The organism is Streptomyces sp. NPDC021622, assembly GCF_040640795.1.
In the GTDB taxonomy this organism is placed as follows: domain Bacteria; phylum Actinomycetota; class Actinomycetes; order Streptomycetales; family Streptomycetaceae; genus Streptomyces.
The window spans coordinates 282,751-298,209 of the sequence record NZ_JBFACK010000005.1 but is presented as its reverse complement, the minus strand read 5'-3'; the positions used below and the strand labels follow the sequence as shown (position 1 = coordinate 298,209).

Genomic DNA, 15,459 nt, shown 5'->3' with positions numbered 1-15,459 from the left:
CTGGCTACAAACAGAAGGTGCCGGGGCACCCCCAGCAAGGGGGCACCCCGGCACCTTCACGTAACGCGCAGTGCTACAGCCCCTGCCAGGCAGGCTTGGCCGCATACGTGGCCCGGAAGTACTCCCCAAGCTTCAACTTGGACGCGGCGGCCTCATCCACAACGACCGTCGCATGCGGATGCAACTGCAGAGCCGAAGCCGGAACCACCGCGGCGACAGGCCCCTCCACCGTCGCGGCCACCGCATCCGCCTTGCCCTCACCCGTGGCAAGCAGCACCAGATGCCGAGCCTCGAGAATCGTCCCGATGCCCTGCGTGATGACGTGATGCGGCACCTGCTCGATGTCCCCGTCGAAGAACCGCGCGTTGTCCACCCGCGTCTGCTCCGTCAGCGTCTTGATCCGCGTACGCGAGGCCAGCGAGGAGCACGGCTCGTTGAACCCGATGTGCCCGTCCGTACCGATCCCGAGCAGCTGGAGATCGACACCCCCGGCCGCCGCGAGTGCCTCGTCGTACGCCTCGCACGCCGCCTGCACATCCTCCGCGCTGCCGTCAGGCCCCATGAAGGACGCCTCGCTGAGCCCCAGCGGCTCGACGACCTCACGCAGTACCACGGACCGGTAGGACTCGGGATGCCCCGCGGGCAGTCCGACGTACTCGTCGAGCTGGCAGATCCGCGCCCGCGAAGCGTCCACGGCACCGGAGGCGACCTTGGCGGCAAGGGCCTCGTAGATGGGCAGCGGGGTGGATCCGGTGGCGACACCGAGCAGGGCGTCAGGCTTACGGCGCACCAAGGCGGCCATGGCCTCCGCGATGAGCTCGCCGCCTGCCTGGGCGTCCGGGACGATGACAACTTCCACGCTGGGCCTGCCGATCTGGAGAGGGGCTCACAGGGACTATGTGGTGTAGACCAATTTAGCAGGACCGGCTCGCCGCCACCCCAGGTTCTGGAGCTCCGAGTTCCCGCGGCCCGCCCCCAGCCGTACCCGCCTTCCATGCTCGGCTCTCCACCCCGCCCCCGCCCGTCGGCCGACCGGCGGCTACGGCTTTCGGGCCAGAGGTTTTCGCGCGGTTTCTCATCAAGCGAGCCACGCCCCGAGCCAGCACAGTGGAGGCATGACCGACACGACGACCGCCCCGCAGAGCGAGCAGCCGGGCCGGATCATGTCCCGTGAGATGGCCGAACAGCCCGAGGTGCTGCGCCGCATCCTCGAGGCCGGCGCCCCGAAGATCCGCGAGGTCGCCCGGCTGGTCGCCGCCAAGAAGCCCCGCTTCGTCCTCCTCACCGCACGCGGCACCTCCGACCACGCCGCCCTGTACGCCAAATACCTCCTCGAAGTCCGTCTCGGCGTGCCCTGCGGACTGAGCTCCATGTCCACCATCACGGCCTACGGAGCCAAGCCCGACCTGAGGGACGTCCTGGTCATCACCGTCAGTCAGTCCGGGGGCTCGCCCGACCTGGTGGCCTCGACCCGCGCCGCCCGCGATGCCGGCGCGCTCACCCTCTCGGTCACCAACAACCCGGACTCGCCGCTTGCCGCCGTCTCCGAACACCACATCGACGTCCTGGCAGGCCCGGAGAAGGCGCTCCCCGCCACGAAGACCTACACGGCGTCCCTCCTGGCCCTCTATCTCTTCGTCGAGGGGCTGCATGACGGTGACGTCGCGGCCGCCGCCGCGCTGCCCGAACTCGCCGCCCAACTCCTGGACCGCCAGCCCGAGATCAGGACGCTGGCCGCCCGCTACCGCTTCGCCGAACGCATGGTGATCACCTCCCGTGGCTATGGCCTGCCGACCGCCAAGGAAGCGGCCCTGAAGCTGATGGAGACGAGCTACATCCCCGCCCTCGCCTACTCCGGCGCCGACCTGCTGCACGGCCCGCTCGCCATGGTCGACAACATCTCGCCCGTCATCGCGGTCGTCCCGGACGGCAAGGGCGGCGAGGTCCTCCAGCCCGTGCTCGACCGGCTGCGCGGGCGCGGCGCCGACCTCGTGGTCGTCGGCCCGAAGGGGCAGGTGGAGCAGGCGTCGGCCGGTTTCGCGCTGCCGACCGACGGTGTACCGGAAGAGCTCCAGCCGATCCTGGAGATCATCCCGCTCCAACTGCTCGCCTACGAGGTCACCATCGCCCGCGGCCAGGACCCGGACGCGCCCCGCGCCCTCGCGAAGGTGACGGAGACCCGCTGACGCCGGATGCCATGGGCCGTCACAGGCCCAGCGCCGATCCTCCCGTCGCGTCGATGTACTGGCCGGTGATCCAGCGCGCGTCGTCCGAGGCGACGAAGGTGACGATGTCCGCCACGTCGGCGGGCTGGCCTATGCGGCCGAAGGCCGAGTACTTCGCCATCTCGCTGTGCCGGCCGTCGGGAATCCCGGCCATCATCTCCGTCTCGATGACCCCCGGCGCCACCGCGTTGACCGTGATCCCGCGCGGGCCCAGGTCCTGCGCCAGGGTGTGCGTCAGGACGTTCAGGGCGCCCTTGGTCATCGAGTAGCCGATGGTGATCGGGAAGGCGATCCGGGTGACTCCGGAGGAGATGTTGATGATGCGGCCGCCGTCGCGCAGGCGGTCCAGGCCCTTCTGGATGATGAAGAACGGTGCCTTCACATTGACCGCGAACACCCGGTCGTAATCCGCTTCCTGGACCTCGCCCACCAGGCTGTAGAGCCCGATCCCCGCGTTGTTCACCAGGACGTCCAGGCCGTCCGCGTGCCGGTCGAACTCGGCCCAGAGCGCCTCCGCGTCACCGGGCACGCCCAGCTCCGTGCCGAAGGAGAAGGCGGAGCCGCCCTCCCTCTCGATCGCGGCGACCGTCTCCTTCGCGGCCGCCTCATTGCTGCCGTAGTGCACGGCGACCCGTGCGCCGTCCCGCCCCAAACGCTCGGCGATGCCCCGCCCGATGCCCCTGCTGCCGCCCGTGACCAGTGCCGTCTTCCCTGCAAGCGTGCCCATGGGAGCCGCCCCCTCTTCCCGTCGAAAGATTTCTCTAGTGGTCGCTACAGAAAGAAACCGTAGCCGAGCCCGGCCCGTTTTTCTAGCGCCCGCTATAGAATTCACTCCATGGTGACGAGAGACCCTGCGCGGCCATCGGCCGAGCAGCCGGCGAAACAGCGCGGGCGCCCCCGCTCCTTCGACCGCGAGACCGCCCTTGAGCAGGCCATTCGCACGTTCTGGGAGCACGGGTACGAGGCGACCTCGGTCACGGACCTCACCCGGGCCATGGGGATCGGCGCGCCGAGCATGTACGCGGCCTTCGGCGACAAGCGGTCCCTGTTCGAGGAGGTCGTGCGGGTCTACGGCCAGACGTACGGCGGCTTCGGCGACCGCGCCTTCGCCGAGGAGCCGACCGTCCGGGGCGGCGTCGCGCGCATGCTGCACGAGGCCGCGGCCAAGTACACGGAGCCGGGGCACCCCCGCGGCTGCCTCGTCATCTACGCCGCGACGAACTGCGCGACGCCGGAGGTCGAGGCGAGCCTGCGTGACCAGCGCAACGCGAATGTCGGCTCCATCGAGTCGCGGATAAGGTCCGCGATCGCCGCGGGCGAGCTACCCTCGACCATCGACGCCCCCGCGCTCGCGCGCTACACCGGAGCGGTCCTGCAGGGCATGTCCCAGCAGTCCCGTGACGGCGCGACCAGGCAGGAGCTGGAAGCCGTCGCCGAACTGGCCATGCATGCCTGGCCGGCGTCCGCATCCGGGTCGGCGGAGGCGTGATCCCTGGGGCACCGGGGGCAGAAGTGAAAGAAGTAGACAACAATAAACATCCGCCTACGCATAGACACAGGTGAATGGTCTAGTCCACAATGCGTTGGTAAAGCATCCGCCCTTCCCGCACAGGAGGGCGGACCGAGGAACCGGCACTCTCTGCCCTGACCGTGCCGGATCCTCCGATCGGCCGCCGGTACCGCACATTCCGGTGGTCGTGTTCCTGAAGGGCTGCGGTGCCGAGGGTGGGTTGAGGGTCCCGCCCTGGCGCCGCGGCTCGTCGGGAATCGCCCGGAGCGGACCCGCGGTAGGTGCCAGGTACGCTCGCACACGTGCCCTCCATGAACGACCTCGTCCGCCAGCACACCGCTCTCGGTGACTCCGATCTCGAGTGGTTGCATCTGCTGGTCTCGGAGTGGCAGCTGCTCTCCGACCTCTCCTTCGCCGACCTCGTGCTGTGGGTCCCCACCCGCGACGGCACCCGTTATGTCTCCGTGGCGCAGATGCGGCCGAACACCGGCCCCACCTCCTACCAGGACGACATGGTCGGCCACCTCGTCCCGCGCGGCCGCCGCCCACTGCTCGACGCCGCCCTGGACGAGGGCCGCATCGTGCGCGAGGGCGACCCCGAGTGGCGCGAAGAGGTCCCGGTGCGGGTCGAGTCCATCCCCGTACGCAGGGAAGGGCGCGTCCTGGGGGTCATCGCCCGCAACACCAATCTGCTCACGGTGCGCACCCCCTCACGCCTGGAGCTGACCTACCTCCAGTCGGCGTCCGACCTGGCCCAGATGATCGCGGCCGGCTCCTTCCCGTTCCCCGGCCAGCAGGTCGACATGGACGCCTCGCCGCGCGTGGGCGACGGTCTGCTGCGGCTCGACGCCGACGGGATCGTCCAGTACGCGTCGCCGAACGCGCTCTCCGCGTACCACCGCCTCGGCCTCGCCGCCGACCTGGTCGGACATCACCTCGGCACGGCGACCGCCGAACTCGCCCCGTCCCGCGGCCCGGTGGACGAGGCGCTCGCCAAGGTCGCCAGCGGCTGGGCGCCCCGCGAGTTCGAGATCGAGGGCGGCGACGGCGTGATCCAGCTCCGCGCGATCCCGCTCAAGCCCAAGGGCCCGCGCATCGGTTCTCTCGTACTCCTTCGCGATGTGACCGAACTGCGCCGCCGCGAGCGCGAGTTGATCACCAAGGACGCGACCATCCGGGAGATCCACCACCGGGTGAAGAACAACCTCCAGACGGTCGCCGCGCTCCTGCGCCTGCAGGCCCGCCGTATCGACTCCGCCACGGGACGCGAGGCGCTCGAAGAGGCCGTGCGCCGGGTGGGCTCCATCGCCATCGTGCACGAGACGCTGTCCCAGAACCTGGACGAGCGCGTGGAGTTCGACGAGATCGCCGACCGCGTCCTCGCGATGGTGGCGGAGATCTCGCCGGGCAAGGTCACGGGCCGGCGCACCGGACGCTTCGGCATCCTGGACGCCGAGGTGGCGACGCCGCTGTCGATGGTCCTCACCGAGATCCTGCAGAACGCCCTGGAACACGGCTTCCGCGAGGGCGACATGGGCACGGTCGAGGTCTCCGCGGTGCGCGGCGGCACCAGCAAGGACGCCCGCCTCCTGATCACCGTCCAGGACGACGGCGTGGGACTGCCCGACGACTTCGATCCGCACCGCTCGGGCAACCTCGGCCTGCAGATCGTCCGCACCCTGGTCGAGGGCGAGTTGAGCGGTACGTTCGACATGGTGCGGGCCCCGGAGCGCGGCACGCAGGTCATCCTCGACATCCCCGTACGCGCCGACAAGTAGTGCCCGCGCAGGGCTACGGCATCCCGTAGCCCGTATCTCGTATCCCGCATACGAAAAGCAGTGAGCCCCGGACCGAAGTGGTCCGGGGCTCACTGCTCACGTTGCGATGCGCATCGGGGGTACTGCGCGGCTGCGGCTCGGGGGCGGGAGATGCGTACTCGCTGTACGCGCCGCCGGGCTCAGGCTCGTAGGGGGCGTGAGCGTCAGGCGCTGGCCTGGCGTGCACGGTTGCGAGCGGCGCGGCGCTTCATTGCGCGGCGCTCGTCCTCGCTGAGGCCACCCCAGACGCCGGAGTCCTGGCCGGACTCGAGCGCCCACTGCAGGCACTGCTCCATGACGGGGCAGCGGCGGCAGACGGCCTTGGCTTCCTCGATCTGCAGCAGCGCAGGACCGGTGTTGCCGATGGGGAAGAAGAGCTCGGGGTCTTCCTCGCGGCAAACGGCGTTGTGACGCCAGTCCATGGCTGCTACCTCTCCTAGGTATTACAAGCGGGTTGCTTGTGAATGTGAACGCTTTCACGAATCCCTCGACGACGGAAGGGACTTTCGTCACATACGCGACGATGTCCTGTGTGTTGAGGAGGGGGTTCTGGCTCTCTGTGGGGCCGATGTTGCGGGCCGTCCCGATCGCCATGTAGAGATTCGCAAACCTCGGCGGCGGATACAACCCCTTCCGGGAAGTTTTTTTTGATTCCTCAGTGTCGACTGGGTCACAGCCGTACTTCTATGGGGTGGACCCTGGCCTAAACGTTCGAGTGAAAGGACTTTGGCGCCTTCTGCTCACACAATCACACGCAGTGCACGGCGTACGCCTGTGAACGTCACGCTCGTCCGCAGTCCCAGGTGGTCGCCGTCCATCTGAAGGGGGAGCGGCACCTTCGAATGCAAGGTGAAGTCCGTCAAGTCCTGCAGCGTAACCGCGTGCTTACCGTGCGGTCCGCGATCGGGCGTCGAGGTCAGGAGCTGGGTCCCGTACCGGGCCACCGCGGTGGTCGAGAGCCTGCTCAGACCGAGCACGTCGAGGCCGGTGTCGAAGGAGGCCCCGGGGGAGGCGTACATCGGGCGATTGCCCAGGTAGGTGTACGGAGAGGTGTTGCAGACTATGGAAAGGACGAGGTCCGTCACGGGGTCCTCGCCGGCCCGTTCCAGCGTGATCGTTCCGTGCCTGCGATGCGGCTCGTCGAGGAACTGGCGGAACACCTGGCGCAGATAAAGCGCATGAGTGGACCGTTTCCCGCGTTCCCTTTGCTGTTCGACCCGGCCGACCACTCCCGCGTCGAAACCGAAGCCGGCGGCGAAGGTGAACCAGCGCCCGGGGACGGCTTCGTCCTCCGTGCCGGGAGTGCCCGAGATGCGGCCCAGGCTCACCGTCCGTTCGCTTCCCTCACGCAACGCGTCGAGCAGGGCGCCGGTCGCCTCCACGGCGTCGTTCGGGAGCCCCAGGGCCCGCGCGAAGACATTCGTGGAGCCACCGGGCACGACGGCGAGGCGGGGCAGCCGGTCAGGGTCGGGGCCCTGGTGCAGCAGACCGTTCACGACCTCGTTGACCGTGCCGTCGCCGCCGAGGGCGACGACCAGCTCGATGTCCTTGCTCTCCGCGGCCTGCCTGCCCAGGTCCCGGGCGTGGCCGCGGTACTCCGTGGTGACCGCCTCGAGCTTCATCTCGCTGGCGAGCGCATGGATCAGTACGTCACGCGTGCGCGCACTGGTGGTGGTTGCCGCTGGATTGACCACAAGAAGTGCACGCATGCGAAGCAGAGTACCTAGCGGTCTTTTCCTGGCCTAGACCGAGGGTCCGGACCGCGGAGAAGATCGTGGATACGCACAGCTACCCTGCAAGGGTGAGTACTGAGCCGAAGCCCACCCCCGAAGCCCCGGAATCAGGCCCGCGCCCCGCACGCCTGACGGCTGCCGCGGCGCTCGCCGCGCTGGAGGGCCTCGCGCTCCTCGCCGGGGGTGCGTACATGCTCGTGATGGGCCTCGTCGGTGAGCCCGACAACCCGCAGCAGGCCATCACCGGCGGCGGCACACTCGTCGTCCTCGCGCTCGTGCCCCTGCTCGCCGCGCGCGGTCTGCTGCGGCGGCGCAGCTGGAGCAGGGGTCCCGCGATCATCACGCAGATCCTCGCGCTGCCGGTGGCCTGGCAGCTGCTGCAGGCGGACAGCGTGGCCATTCCGGGCGGCATCGCGCTGGCCGCGGTCGCCATCGCCGCGCTCGTCCTGCTGGTCAACCCCGCCACGACCGAGGCCCTCGGCATCCGGGGCCCCGGCAACGTACCGGACGACGTGAAATAGCCGTCCCCTAGTGGTGGCCTACTCCTCGACCAGGAGCTTCTCGCGCAGCTGCGCGAGGGTGCGGGCGAGCAGCCGGGAGACGTGCATCTGCGAGATGCCGACCTCCTGCGCGATCTGCGACTGCGTCATGTTGCCGAAGAACCGCAGCAGCAGGATGCGCTTCTCGCGCGGCGGGAGGTCCTCCAGGAGCGGCTTGAGGGACTCCCTGTACTCGACGCCCTCCAGGGCCTCGTCCTCGGCGCCCAGGGTGTCCGCGACCGCCGGGGACTCGTCGTCCGTGTCGGGGACGTCCAGGGACAGCGTGGAGTACGCGTTGGCCGACTCCAGGCCCTCCAGGACCTCCTCTTCGGAGATCGCCAGTTTCTGCGCGAGCTCGTGCACCGTGGGAGAGCGGCCGTGCTGCTGGGAGAGCTCGGCCGTCGCCGTGGTCAGGGCGAGCCGCAGCTCCTGAAGGCGCCGCGGAACCCGGACCGCCCACCCCTTGTCGCGGAAATGGCGCTTGATCTCGCCGACGACCGTCGGGGTCGCGTACGTGGAGAACTCCACGCCGCGCTCCGGGTCGAACCGGTCCACGGACTTGATCAGACCGATCGTGGCGACCTGCGTCAGGTCGTCAAGGGGCTCGCCGCGGTTGCGGAAGCGGCGGGCCAGGTGCTCGACGAGCGGCAGGTGCATACGGACCAGCCGGTTGCGCAGCTCCGCGTACTCGGGGCTGCCGTCCTTCAGTGTGCGCAGCTCGATGAACATCGCGCGTGCACCGCTGCGGTCCTGCGGATCGTGCCGGGTGTGCTGCTGCTCACCGTGTTCGCTCATGTATCCCGCCCGTTGCGCGCCGCCCCGGACGGAGGGCTGCTCGCGCTCCTCCTGGGCGGTCGGCTCTGCCTGCTCCGACGCGTCGGCCACCGTCGAGGGGCCCGGTTGCTCCGGGTCCTCCGGGTGCGGCCTGGCCTGCTGCTCGGGGATGCTCGCGAGGGCCGGCTCCACGGGCGTCTCGCGCCCCCCGGCGGGCGTACCGCCCCTGCCGACCGGCAGACCCCGTGTGCCGCGCTCTTCGTCCCGCACCGGTCCGTCCCCGTTCCTCACGCCGGCCCGGGTCCCGCGCCGCGCTTCTTGTAGAGGCTGATCGAGACGGTGTTGTCCTCGGCCACCGAGGAGTCGACCTGACCCGCGAGGGCGGACAGCACAGTCCAGGCGAAGGTGTCCCGCTCCGGGGCCCGGCCGTCGGTCGTCGGCGCCGATACGGTCACCTCCAACGAGTCGTCGACAAGGCGGAAGACGCAGCTGAGCACCGATCCGGGCACGGCCTGCTGGAGCAGGATCGCGCAGGCCTCGTCGACCGCGATGCGGAGGTCCTCGATCTCGTCGAGAGTGAAGTCCAAACGCGCCGCGAGACCGGCCGTGGCCGTACGCAGCACCGACAGGTAGGCACCCGCAGCCGGAAGGCGGACCTCGACGAAGTCCTGATTCCCGGGCTCGCCTGCGATCTGGGACACCCTCACCTCCAAGGTGGTACAAGCACTTTCGGGGCTCCAGGTCCACCGCACAGCGGCAGTCCGGTACAGCGTCACACGGGTAACGCGCCACGTAGTTCAGCGGTGACGCTACCGCGCTCCCCTGTTCCGTGTCCCGGGGACCCCGCTCCGTTCCTGTCACTCATAGTAAGCCTACGGGTACGGACAGTGGCTAGGGGTCGCGCGGGCCCAATTGGAGAGTACGGGCGTCGGGTTGACGTACCCAGGCCTCAGACGATCGAACCGTCCACGAAGCACCAACGCCAGCTCTCGCCCGGTTCGAAGGTCCTCATCACCGGGTGCCCGGCGTCCTTGAAGTGTGCCGTCGCATGCCGGAAGGGCGAGGAGTCGCAGCAGCCCACATGGCCACAGACCAGACAGAGCCGCAGTTGCACCGGGTGACTGCCGACCGCCAGGCATTCCGGGCACGTATCGGTCAGGGGCGTCGGTTCGGGGTGCGGCAGCGCTGCGACGTGCGGGCACTCGTTCATGATTGCCAGGTTACGACGGGAACGCGTATCGCGGAGGGCCTGGCCGATGGACGCACTGCCCCTGGTGGCGCTGATCGCGGCGAGTGCGGCGGTGGCCGGCGCCGCCCGCTGGACGCCGGTGCCCGCGCCGCTGCTCCTCGTCGCGGCGGGGCTTGGCGCCGCGTACGTGCCCGGGGTACCGGACTACCACCTGGACCCGCACATCGTGCTGCCGCTGATCCTGCCGCCGCTGCTGCACACCGCGGCCCTGGAGAGCTCGTACCTGGACCTGCGCGCCAACATCAGACCCGTGGCGCTGCTCTCCGTCGGGTACACGCTCTTCGCCACCCTCTCGGTCGGCTGGCTGGCCTATCTGGTCATTCCCGACCTGCCGCTGACCGCCGCGCTCGTCCTCGGGGCGGTGATCGCGCCGCCGGACGCGGTGGCGGCCACGGCCATCGCGCGCAAGGTGGGGTTGCCGTCGCGGATCACCACGATCCTGCAGGGCGAGTCGCTGGTGAACGACGCCACCGCGATCACCGCCTACAAGGTCGCTCTCGCGGCGGCGGTCGGCGAGGGTGCCAGCTGGTCGGGCGGGATCAGGGAGTTCCTGGTGGCGGCGGTCGGCGGCGTCGGGGTCGGGCTCGTCCTCATGGTGCCGATCCACTGGCTGCGCAGGTGCATGAAGGAGGCGATGCTGCAGAACACGCTCTCCTTGCTGATCCCGTTCGTCGCGTACGCGGCCGCCGAGCAGGTCGGGGCCTCCGGAGTGCTCGCCGTGGTCGTCGTCGCCCTGTACCTGGGGCACCGCTCCTGGGAGGTCGACTTCGAGACGCGGCTCCAGGAGGCCGCGGTGTGGAAAGTGGTCGCCTTCATCCTGGAGTCGGCGGTGTTCGCACTGATCGGGCTTCAACTGCCGCTCGTGCTCAAGGGACTTGGCGAGTACAGCGGGGCGCAGGCCGTCTGGTACGCCCTGGGGGTCTTCTTCTTCGTCGTCGCGATGCGTTTCGTGTGGTCGTATCCGGCGACCTATCTGCCGCGGCTCTTCTCACGGCGGATCAGGGAGCGCGAGAGCGACATGGACTGGCGGCGGCCGCTGATCGTCAGCTGGGCCGGGATGCGCGGCGTCGTCTCGCTCGCCATCGCCTTCTCCATCCCCCTCGTCATGGACGACGGGGAGCCCTTCCCCGCGCGCAACCTGGTGCTCTTCCTGACCTTCACCACGGTGATCGGCACGCTGGTCGTGCAGGGGCTCTCGCTGCCGTGGCTGATCCGTGTCCTGAAACTGCCGGGCCGGGACACCCAGGCGGAGACCCTCGCCGAGGCGCAGGCCCAGAACGCCGCCTCGCAGGCCGCGGAGCAGCGGGTGGACGAACTGATGCGGGACGAGCGCAACTGCCTCCCACAGCCCCTTCAGGACCGTCTGCGCACCGTTCTCGAACGGCGTCGCAACTCCGTGTGGGAGCGGCTCGGCCAACCCAACCCCGTGACGGGGGAGTCGGCGGACGACACCTACCGCAGGCTCGCCAGGGAGGCGATCGCCGCGGAGCGGGAGGTCTTCGTGAAGATGCGGGACGAGCGGCGCATCGACGACGAGATGATGCGGACGCTGCTGCGCAAGCTGGACCTTGAGGAGGCGGCCGCCTACCGGGAGGTCGAGGACTGAGCCTGTCCCGGCGTCTTGTCCGTTGCTGTGATGACCGCCGTTACGGTGTAGCCGGGGGGAAAAGCGCCCTCTTCGGAGAGGGTGGTCAGCGCGTACAGGAGCTTGGCCACGTAGACGCGCTCTACGGGGAGGTCGTGTTGGTCCTCGAAGTCGTCGGCGAAGGCGGTGAGTTCGGGGGTGGTGCGGGCGTAGCCGCCGCAGTGGAAGCGGTCGTCCAGCTGCCAGTTGGGGGTGGGGGCGCCGAAGGCCCGCTCTTGCAGAGTCCGTATCTCGGGGCCGAGGAAGCCGCCTTTGAGTACGGGTATGCCGAGGGCGCGCTGGTCGGGGGCGAGGCCCGCGGCCAGGCCCGCCAGGGTGCCGCCGGTGCCGCAGGCCACTGCGGCGACGTCGGTGCGGCCGCGGAGTTCCTCGCCGAGGGCCGTACAGCCCTGTACGGCCAGGGAGTTGCTGCCGCCTTCGGGGATGACGTAGGGGTTCTCTGCGCCTGTTGTGCGGAGGATGGCCGCCAAGGTGTCGGGGTCTGCCTTCTGGCGATACGTCGATCTGTCGATGAAGTGCAGGCGCATGCCGTCCGCTGTGCAGCGGGCCAGGGACGGGTTCAAGGGGCGCTCGGCGAGTTCGTCGCCGCGGACGATGCCGATGGTGGGGATGCCGAGGAGGCGGCCGGCGGCGGCGGTCGCTCTGAGGTGGTTGGAGTAGGCGCCGCCGAAGGTCAGCAGGGCGGGGTGGTCCGCCGCTGTCGCGGCCGCCAGGTTCAGGGCCAGCTTGCGGTACTTGTTGCCCGGGAGGTCCGGGTGGATGAGGTCGTCGCGCTTGAGGGTGAGGTGCACGCCGTGCCGGTTGAAGCGGCTGTCCTCCACTGCCTGTAGGGGGCTCGGGAGGTGCGGGTGGAGGCTGGTCGGCGGGGTGGTGCTCACCTTGCCATTGTGCCTGCACCTTGGGCGGTGGGCAGGGCTGTGTCTGTGTTGCCCTGCGGTGCGGTGCTGCTTGCCGCCTGGCTGTGTCGGTGCCCGGCAGCGTGGCGTTGTGCCCACCCGTTCCGCCGTGCGGAACGCCTGCCCACAACGGGCCGGGCGGTCTGGGTGGGTGGCGTCGTGCGGAACGCCTGCCCACAACGGGCCGGGCGGTCTGGGTGGGTGGCGTCGTGCGGAACGTCTGCCCGCAACGGGGACGGGCGGGCGGTCTGGGTGGGTGGCGTCGTGCGGAACGTCTGCCCGCAACGGGGACGGCCGGGCGGTCTGGGTGGGTGGTCGTGGTGGAGGCGGGCCCGGGGTGGCCCGCCTGGTTGCAGGGGAGGGGTGGGTTACTTGAGGCGCTCTCCGATGCGGTCCCTCATCCAGTCCATGGTGAAGCCGCGCGGGTCGATCTTGCCCGGTTGCCATTCCAGGTGGCCGATTACCGAGCGTTCCGTCCAGCCGTGGTGGCGGCAGAGTGCTGCCGAGACGCGTTCGATGGCGTCCAGCTGGGCATCCGGCCACGGGTCCTCGCCGTCGCCGAGGTTCTCGCACTCGAAGCCGTAGAAGTGGCGGTTGCCGTCGGTGTTCGCCTCGTTGTCCGGGGGGAGCCTCTTTTCGGCGATCACCGCGCGCAGTACGTCGTCGTCACCGAGGCCCGCGTGATTGGCGCGGCCGTAGCCGACGAGGTGCACGCGGCCGTCCTTGGTGATGACGCCGTGACAGAGCGGCCCCGGCAGGGACGCGTAGCCGTCGCGGCAGATCTCCACCGTCCGCTGGCTGCCCGATGTGACCGTGTGGTGGATCATCACGCCGTGCACCGGGCCCCACGGGCCCTTGTGGTTGCGGTTGTGGTGCGGCCAGTCGCCGACTTCGACGACCGTCACGCCTTCGTCCTTGAGCATGTCGAGGAACCTGCCCGCGGACATGGGTGGGGCCATGGCCGACTCCTTTGCGGAGCACGACGGCCGCCGGTCGCGGACCGTCTTGTATGTCCGCTTTTACCGGAACTACGGTGCCCGGACCAGCCGTTCGGACGTATTCCGTGGCTGTTCGGGCGCCGTGCGAGCCGATTTGGTCAGCCGCGGTGGTCGCCACCGTGCAGGAACGCGTCCCCGTGCGCCGCGATGTGGGACTCCAGCGCCTGCAAGGCCTGCTGAGTGTCCTGCGCGGAGCCGGACCCGCGCTGCTGCGCGTAGTACGCCGCGCCCAGCTTCTTCAGGAGATCGCCGCCCGCGCGCTGCGCCTGGACTTCGTCGATCTTCTGCTTGCCCTGAGTGAGTCCCCGCTGCGCCTGTTCCTTGGCACGATCCAGGAAGCCTGCCATTGCCGTCTCCTGCCGATTGAGTCGATTGAGTCGATCGATGCGGGTGGTGTCCGTGATGTCACTCGTTTCAACGGGTGCCGGGATCTTGGAGTTCCCCGTACATCCCATACGCGGGGGTTTCCCCGACCCCAGTGATCCATTCCCGCTCGTTTGTGTAATGGCGCGGGCACTCACCGTGCTGCAAGTGTTGGCTGCGCAGATCAGCGCTTGATCGGGAGGGCATTGCAATGTCGGTAGGCGAAGAGGTCCGTGCGGAGCAGGCCAAGCCGCAGCAGAGTCTGGGTACTTCGGCCGCACGGAATCTGGCCACCACCACCAAGTCCGCACCGCAGATGCAGGAGATCAGCTCCCGCTGGCTGCTCCGGACGTTGCCATGGGTGCAGGTGCAGGGCGGTACGTATCGAGTGAACCGGAGGCTGAGCTACTCGGTCGGTGACGGCCGGGTGACGTTCGTGAAGACGGGGGACCGGGTCCAGGTCATCCCGGCGGAGCTGGGCGAGCTGCCGGTCCTGCGGGACTACGAGAACCTCGAGGTGCTCGGCGAACTCGCCCAGCGCTGTCAGCAGCGCGAGTTCGCCGCCGGCGAGGTCATCGCCTCCTTCGGCAGCCAGGCCGACGAGGCGTTCCTGCTCGCGCACGGCAGGGTCGAGAAGATCGGCACCGGACCCTACGGCGACGACACCGTCCTCGGGACGCTCGCCGACGGTTCGTACTTCGGAGACCAGTCCCTGCTCGACCCGGAGGCCATCTGGGAGTACACGATCCGCGCGGTGACCGCGTGCACCGTGCTCACGCTGCCCCGCCAGGACCTCGACCAGGTCGCGGAGCGCGCGGACACGCTGCGTGATCATCTCCAGCGGCTGCGGTCCGTCCCGGCCCAGCGGACGAACACGTTCGGCGAGGCGCCCATCGACCTCTCCGCCGGACACGTCGGCGAGGCCGTGCTGCCGGGCACCTACGTCGACTACGAAGCGGCGCCGCGCGAGTACGAACTGAGCGTCGCCCAGACCGTGCTGCGCGTCCACTCGCGCGTGGCCGACCTCTACAACCAGCCGATGAACCAGACCGAGCAGCAGTTGCGGCTCACGGTCGAGGCGCTCAAGGAGCGCCAGGAGCACGAGCTGATCAACAACCGCGAGTTCGGCCTGCTCCACAACTGCGAGTACGAGCAGCGGCTGCAGCCGCACGACGGCGTGCCGAGCCCGGACGACATGGACGAACTGCTCAGCCGCAGGCGGGGTTCGAAGCTCTTCCTCGCCCACCCGCGCGCGATCGCCGCGTTCGGGCGCGAACTCAACAAGCGCGGGCTCGTCCCGGAGACCATCGACATGGGAGGCAACCGCATCCCGACCTGGCGCGGGGTGCCGATCTTCCCGTGCAACAAGATCCCGGTCAGCGAGGCCCGCACCACCTCCATCATCTGTATGCGTACAGGGGAGGAGGAGCAGGGCGTCATCGGCCTCCACCAGGCGGGCATCCCGGACGAGATCGAGCCGAGCCTGTCGGTGCGCTTCATGGGCATCAGCGAGCAGGCGATCATCTCGTACCTGGTGTCGACGTACTACTCGGCTGCGGTCCTGGTGCCGGACGCGCTCGGTGTGCTGGAGGACGTCGAGATCGGCCGCTGGTCGTGAGTCCGTGTCTGTGGTCGCGCGGACGGGTACACCCACTCCGTACGCGCCCACAGGCCCAGGAATCGCCACCGTCCGCCTCATTCCCGGGGTGA

The 15,459-nt window shown here is 69.4% G+C and carries 16 protein-coding genes; 6 read left to right on the top strand and 10 right to left on the bottom strand.

What is annotated here, in order from left to right; translation table 11 throughout:
* Positions 1-73: 73 nt before the first annotated feature.
* The gene (gene nagB, locus AB0G47_RS12190; RefSeq protein WP_360767515.1) at positions 74-859 is read right to left on the bottom strand and encodes a glucosamine-6-phosphate deaminase; all 786 of its coding nucleotides are present in this window, start codon (positions 857-859) and stop codon (positions 74-76) included.
* 256 nt (positions 860-1,115) lie between these two features.
* Between nagB and AB0G47_RS12185 the strand changes: the two genes are divergently transcribed.
* Positions 1,116-2,186 carry an SIS domain-containing protein gene (locus AB0G47_RS12185; RefSeq protein WP_360767513.1) on the top strand — a complete coding sequence of 357 codons (1,071 nt, stop codon included), beginning with the start codon at positions 1,116-1,118 and terminating at the stop codon, positions 2,184-2,186.
* 19 nt (positions 2,187-2,205) lie between these two features.
* On the opposite strand, the gene AB0G47_RS12180 is transcribed toward AB0G47_RS12185, so the two are convergent.
* A complete protein-coding gene (locus AB0G47_RS12180; RefSeq protein ID WP_360767510.1) occupies positions 2,206-2,952 on the bottom strand; it encodes an SDR family oxidoreductase in 747 nt (248 codons plus the stop codon).
* 108 nt (positions 2,953-3,060) lie between these two features.
* Between AB0G47_RS12180 and AB0G47_RS12175 the strand changes: the two genes are divergently transcribed.
* A complete protein-coding gene (locus AB0G47_RS12175) occupies positions 3,061-3,714 on the top strand; it encodes a TetR/AcrR family transcriptional regulator (protein WP_360767508.1) in 654 nt (217 codons plus the stop codon).
* 332 nt (positions 3,715-4,046) lie between these two features.
* Positions 4,047-5,513 carry a PAS domain-containing sensor histidine kinase gene (locus AB0G47_RS12170; protein ID WP_266873117.1) on the top strand — a complete coding sequence of 489 codons (1,467 nt, stop codon included), beginning with the start codon at positions 4,047-4,049 and terminating at the stop codon, positions 5,511-5,513.
* 203 nt (positions 5,514-5,716) lie between these two features.
* Here AB0G47_RS12170 and AB0G47_RS12165 read toward each other — a convergent pair whose 3' ends face one another.
* Both AB0G47_RS12165 and AB0G47_RS12160 read right to left on the bottom strand, forming a co-directional pair.
* The gene (locus AB0G47_RS12165) at positions 5,717-5,974 is read right to left on the bottom strand and encodes a WhiB family transcriptional regulator (protein ID WP_016639615.1); all 258 of its coding nucleotides are present in this window, start codon (positions 5,972-5,974) and stop codon (positions 5,717-5,719) included.
* A 318-nt stretch (positions 5,975-6,292) separates the two neighbouring features.
* Positions 6,293-7,261, bottom strand: a complete 969-nt coding sequence (locus AB0G47_RS12160) for a diacylglycerol kinase family protein (protein WP_360767504.1) — start codon at positions 7,259-7,261, stop codon at positions 6,293-6,295.
* Positions 7,262-7,353: 92 nt separating this feature from the next.
* On the opposite strand from AB0G47_RS12160, the gene AB0G47_RS12155 reads away from it, so the two are divergent.
* Complete coding sequence (locus AB0G47_RS12155; protein WP_360767501.1) at positions 7,354-7,806, top strand: hypothetical protein; 453 nt, start codon at positions 7,354-7,356, stop codon at positions 7,804-7,806.
* A gap of 18 nt (positions 7,807-7,824) precedes the next feature.
* Here the strand turns inward: AB0G47_RS12155 and AB0G47_RS12150 are convergent, their stop codons facing one another.
* The 3 genes from AB0G47_RS12150 to AB0G47_RS12140 all read right to left on the bottom strand — a co-directional run bounded on the left by AB0G47_RS12150 (position 7,825) and on the right by AB0G47_RS12140 (position 9,808).
* Positions 7,825-8,889: an RNA polymerase sigma factor SigF gene (locus AB0G47_RS12150; protein ID WP_360767498.1), complete on the bottom strand. Its 1,065-nt coding sequence runs from the start codon at positions 8,887-8,889 to the stop codon at positions 7,825-7,827.
* Positions 8,886-9,299: an anti-sigma regulatory factor gene (locus AB0G47_RS12145; RefSeq protein ID WP_135332116.1), complete on the bottom strand. Its 414-nt coding sequence runs from the start codon at positions 9,297-9,299 to the stop codon at positions 8,886-8,888. The genes AB0G47_RS12150 and AB0G47_RS12145 overlap by 4 nt, the downstream gene beginning before the upstream one ends.
* A 248-nt stretch (positions 9,300-9,547) precedes the next feature.
* Positions 9,548-9,808, bottom strand: coding sequence for a UBP-type zinc finger domain-containing protein (locus AB0G47_RS12140; protein WP_360767496.1), 261 nt, complete (start codon positions 9,806-9,808; stop codon positions 9,548-9,550).
* A gap of 46 nt (positions 9,809-9,854) precedes the next feature.
* Here AB0G47_RS12140 and AB0G47_RS12135 point away from each other — a divergent pair, with 46 nt between their 5' ends.
* Positions 9,855-11,453 (top strand): Na+/H+ antiporter, encoded by a 1,599-nt coding sequence (locus tag AB0G47_RS12135; RefSeq protein ID WP_360767493.1) that lies wholly within the window; start codon positions 9,855-9,857, stop codon positions 11,451-11,453.
* On the opposite strand, the gene AB0G47_RS12130 is transcribed toward AB0G47_RS12135, so the two are convergent.
* The 3 genes from AB0G47_RS12130 to AB0G47_RS12120 all read right to left on the bottom strand — a co-directional run bounded on the left by AB0G47_RS12130 (position 11,432) and on the right by AB0G47_RS12120 (position 13,733).
* Positions 11,432-12,370, bottom strand: coding sequence for a pyridoxal-phosphate dependent enzyme (locus AB0G47_RS12130; RefSeq protein WP_360767490.1), 939 nt, complete (start codon positions 12,368-12,370; stop codon positions 11,432-11,434). The genes AB0G47_RS12135 and AB0G47_RS12130 overlap by 22 nt on opposite strands.
* Positions 12,371-12,756: 386 nt before the next feature.
* On the bottom strand, positions 12,757-13,347 hold the full coding sequence (locus tag AB0G47_RS12125) for an N-acetylmuramoyl-L-alanine amidase (protein WP_360767487.1): 591 nt from the start codon (positions 13,345-13,347) through the stop codon (positions 12,757-12,759).
* Between the two features lie 137 nt (positions 13,348-13,484).
* Positions 13,485-13,733: a hypothetical protein gene (locus AB0G47_RS12120; protein ID WP_360767484.1), complete on the bottom strand. Its 249-nt coding sequence runs from the start codon at positions 13,731-13,733 to the stop codon at positions 13,485-13,487.
* A gap of 227 nt (positions 13,734-13,960) precedes the next feature.
* Here AB0G47_RS12120 and AB0G47_RS12115 point away from each other — a divergent pair, with 227 nt between their 5' ends.
* A complete protein-coding gene (locus AB0G47_RS12115) occupies positions 13,961-15,367 on the top strand; it encodes a family 2B encapsulin nanocompartment shell protein (RefSeq protein ID WP_360767481.1) in 1,407 nt (468 codons plus the stop codon).
* The last annotated feature ends 92 nt before the right edge of the window (positions 15,368-15,459 follow it).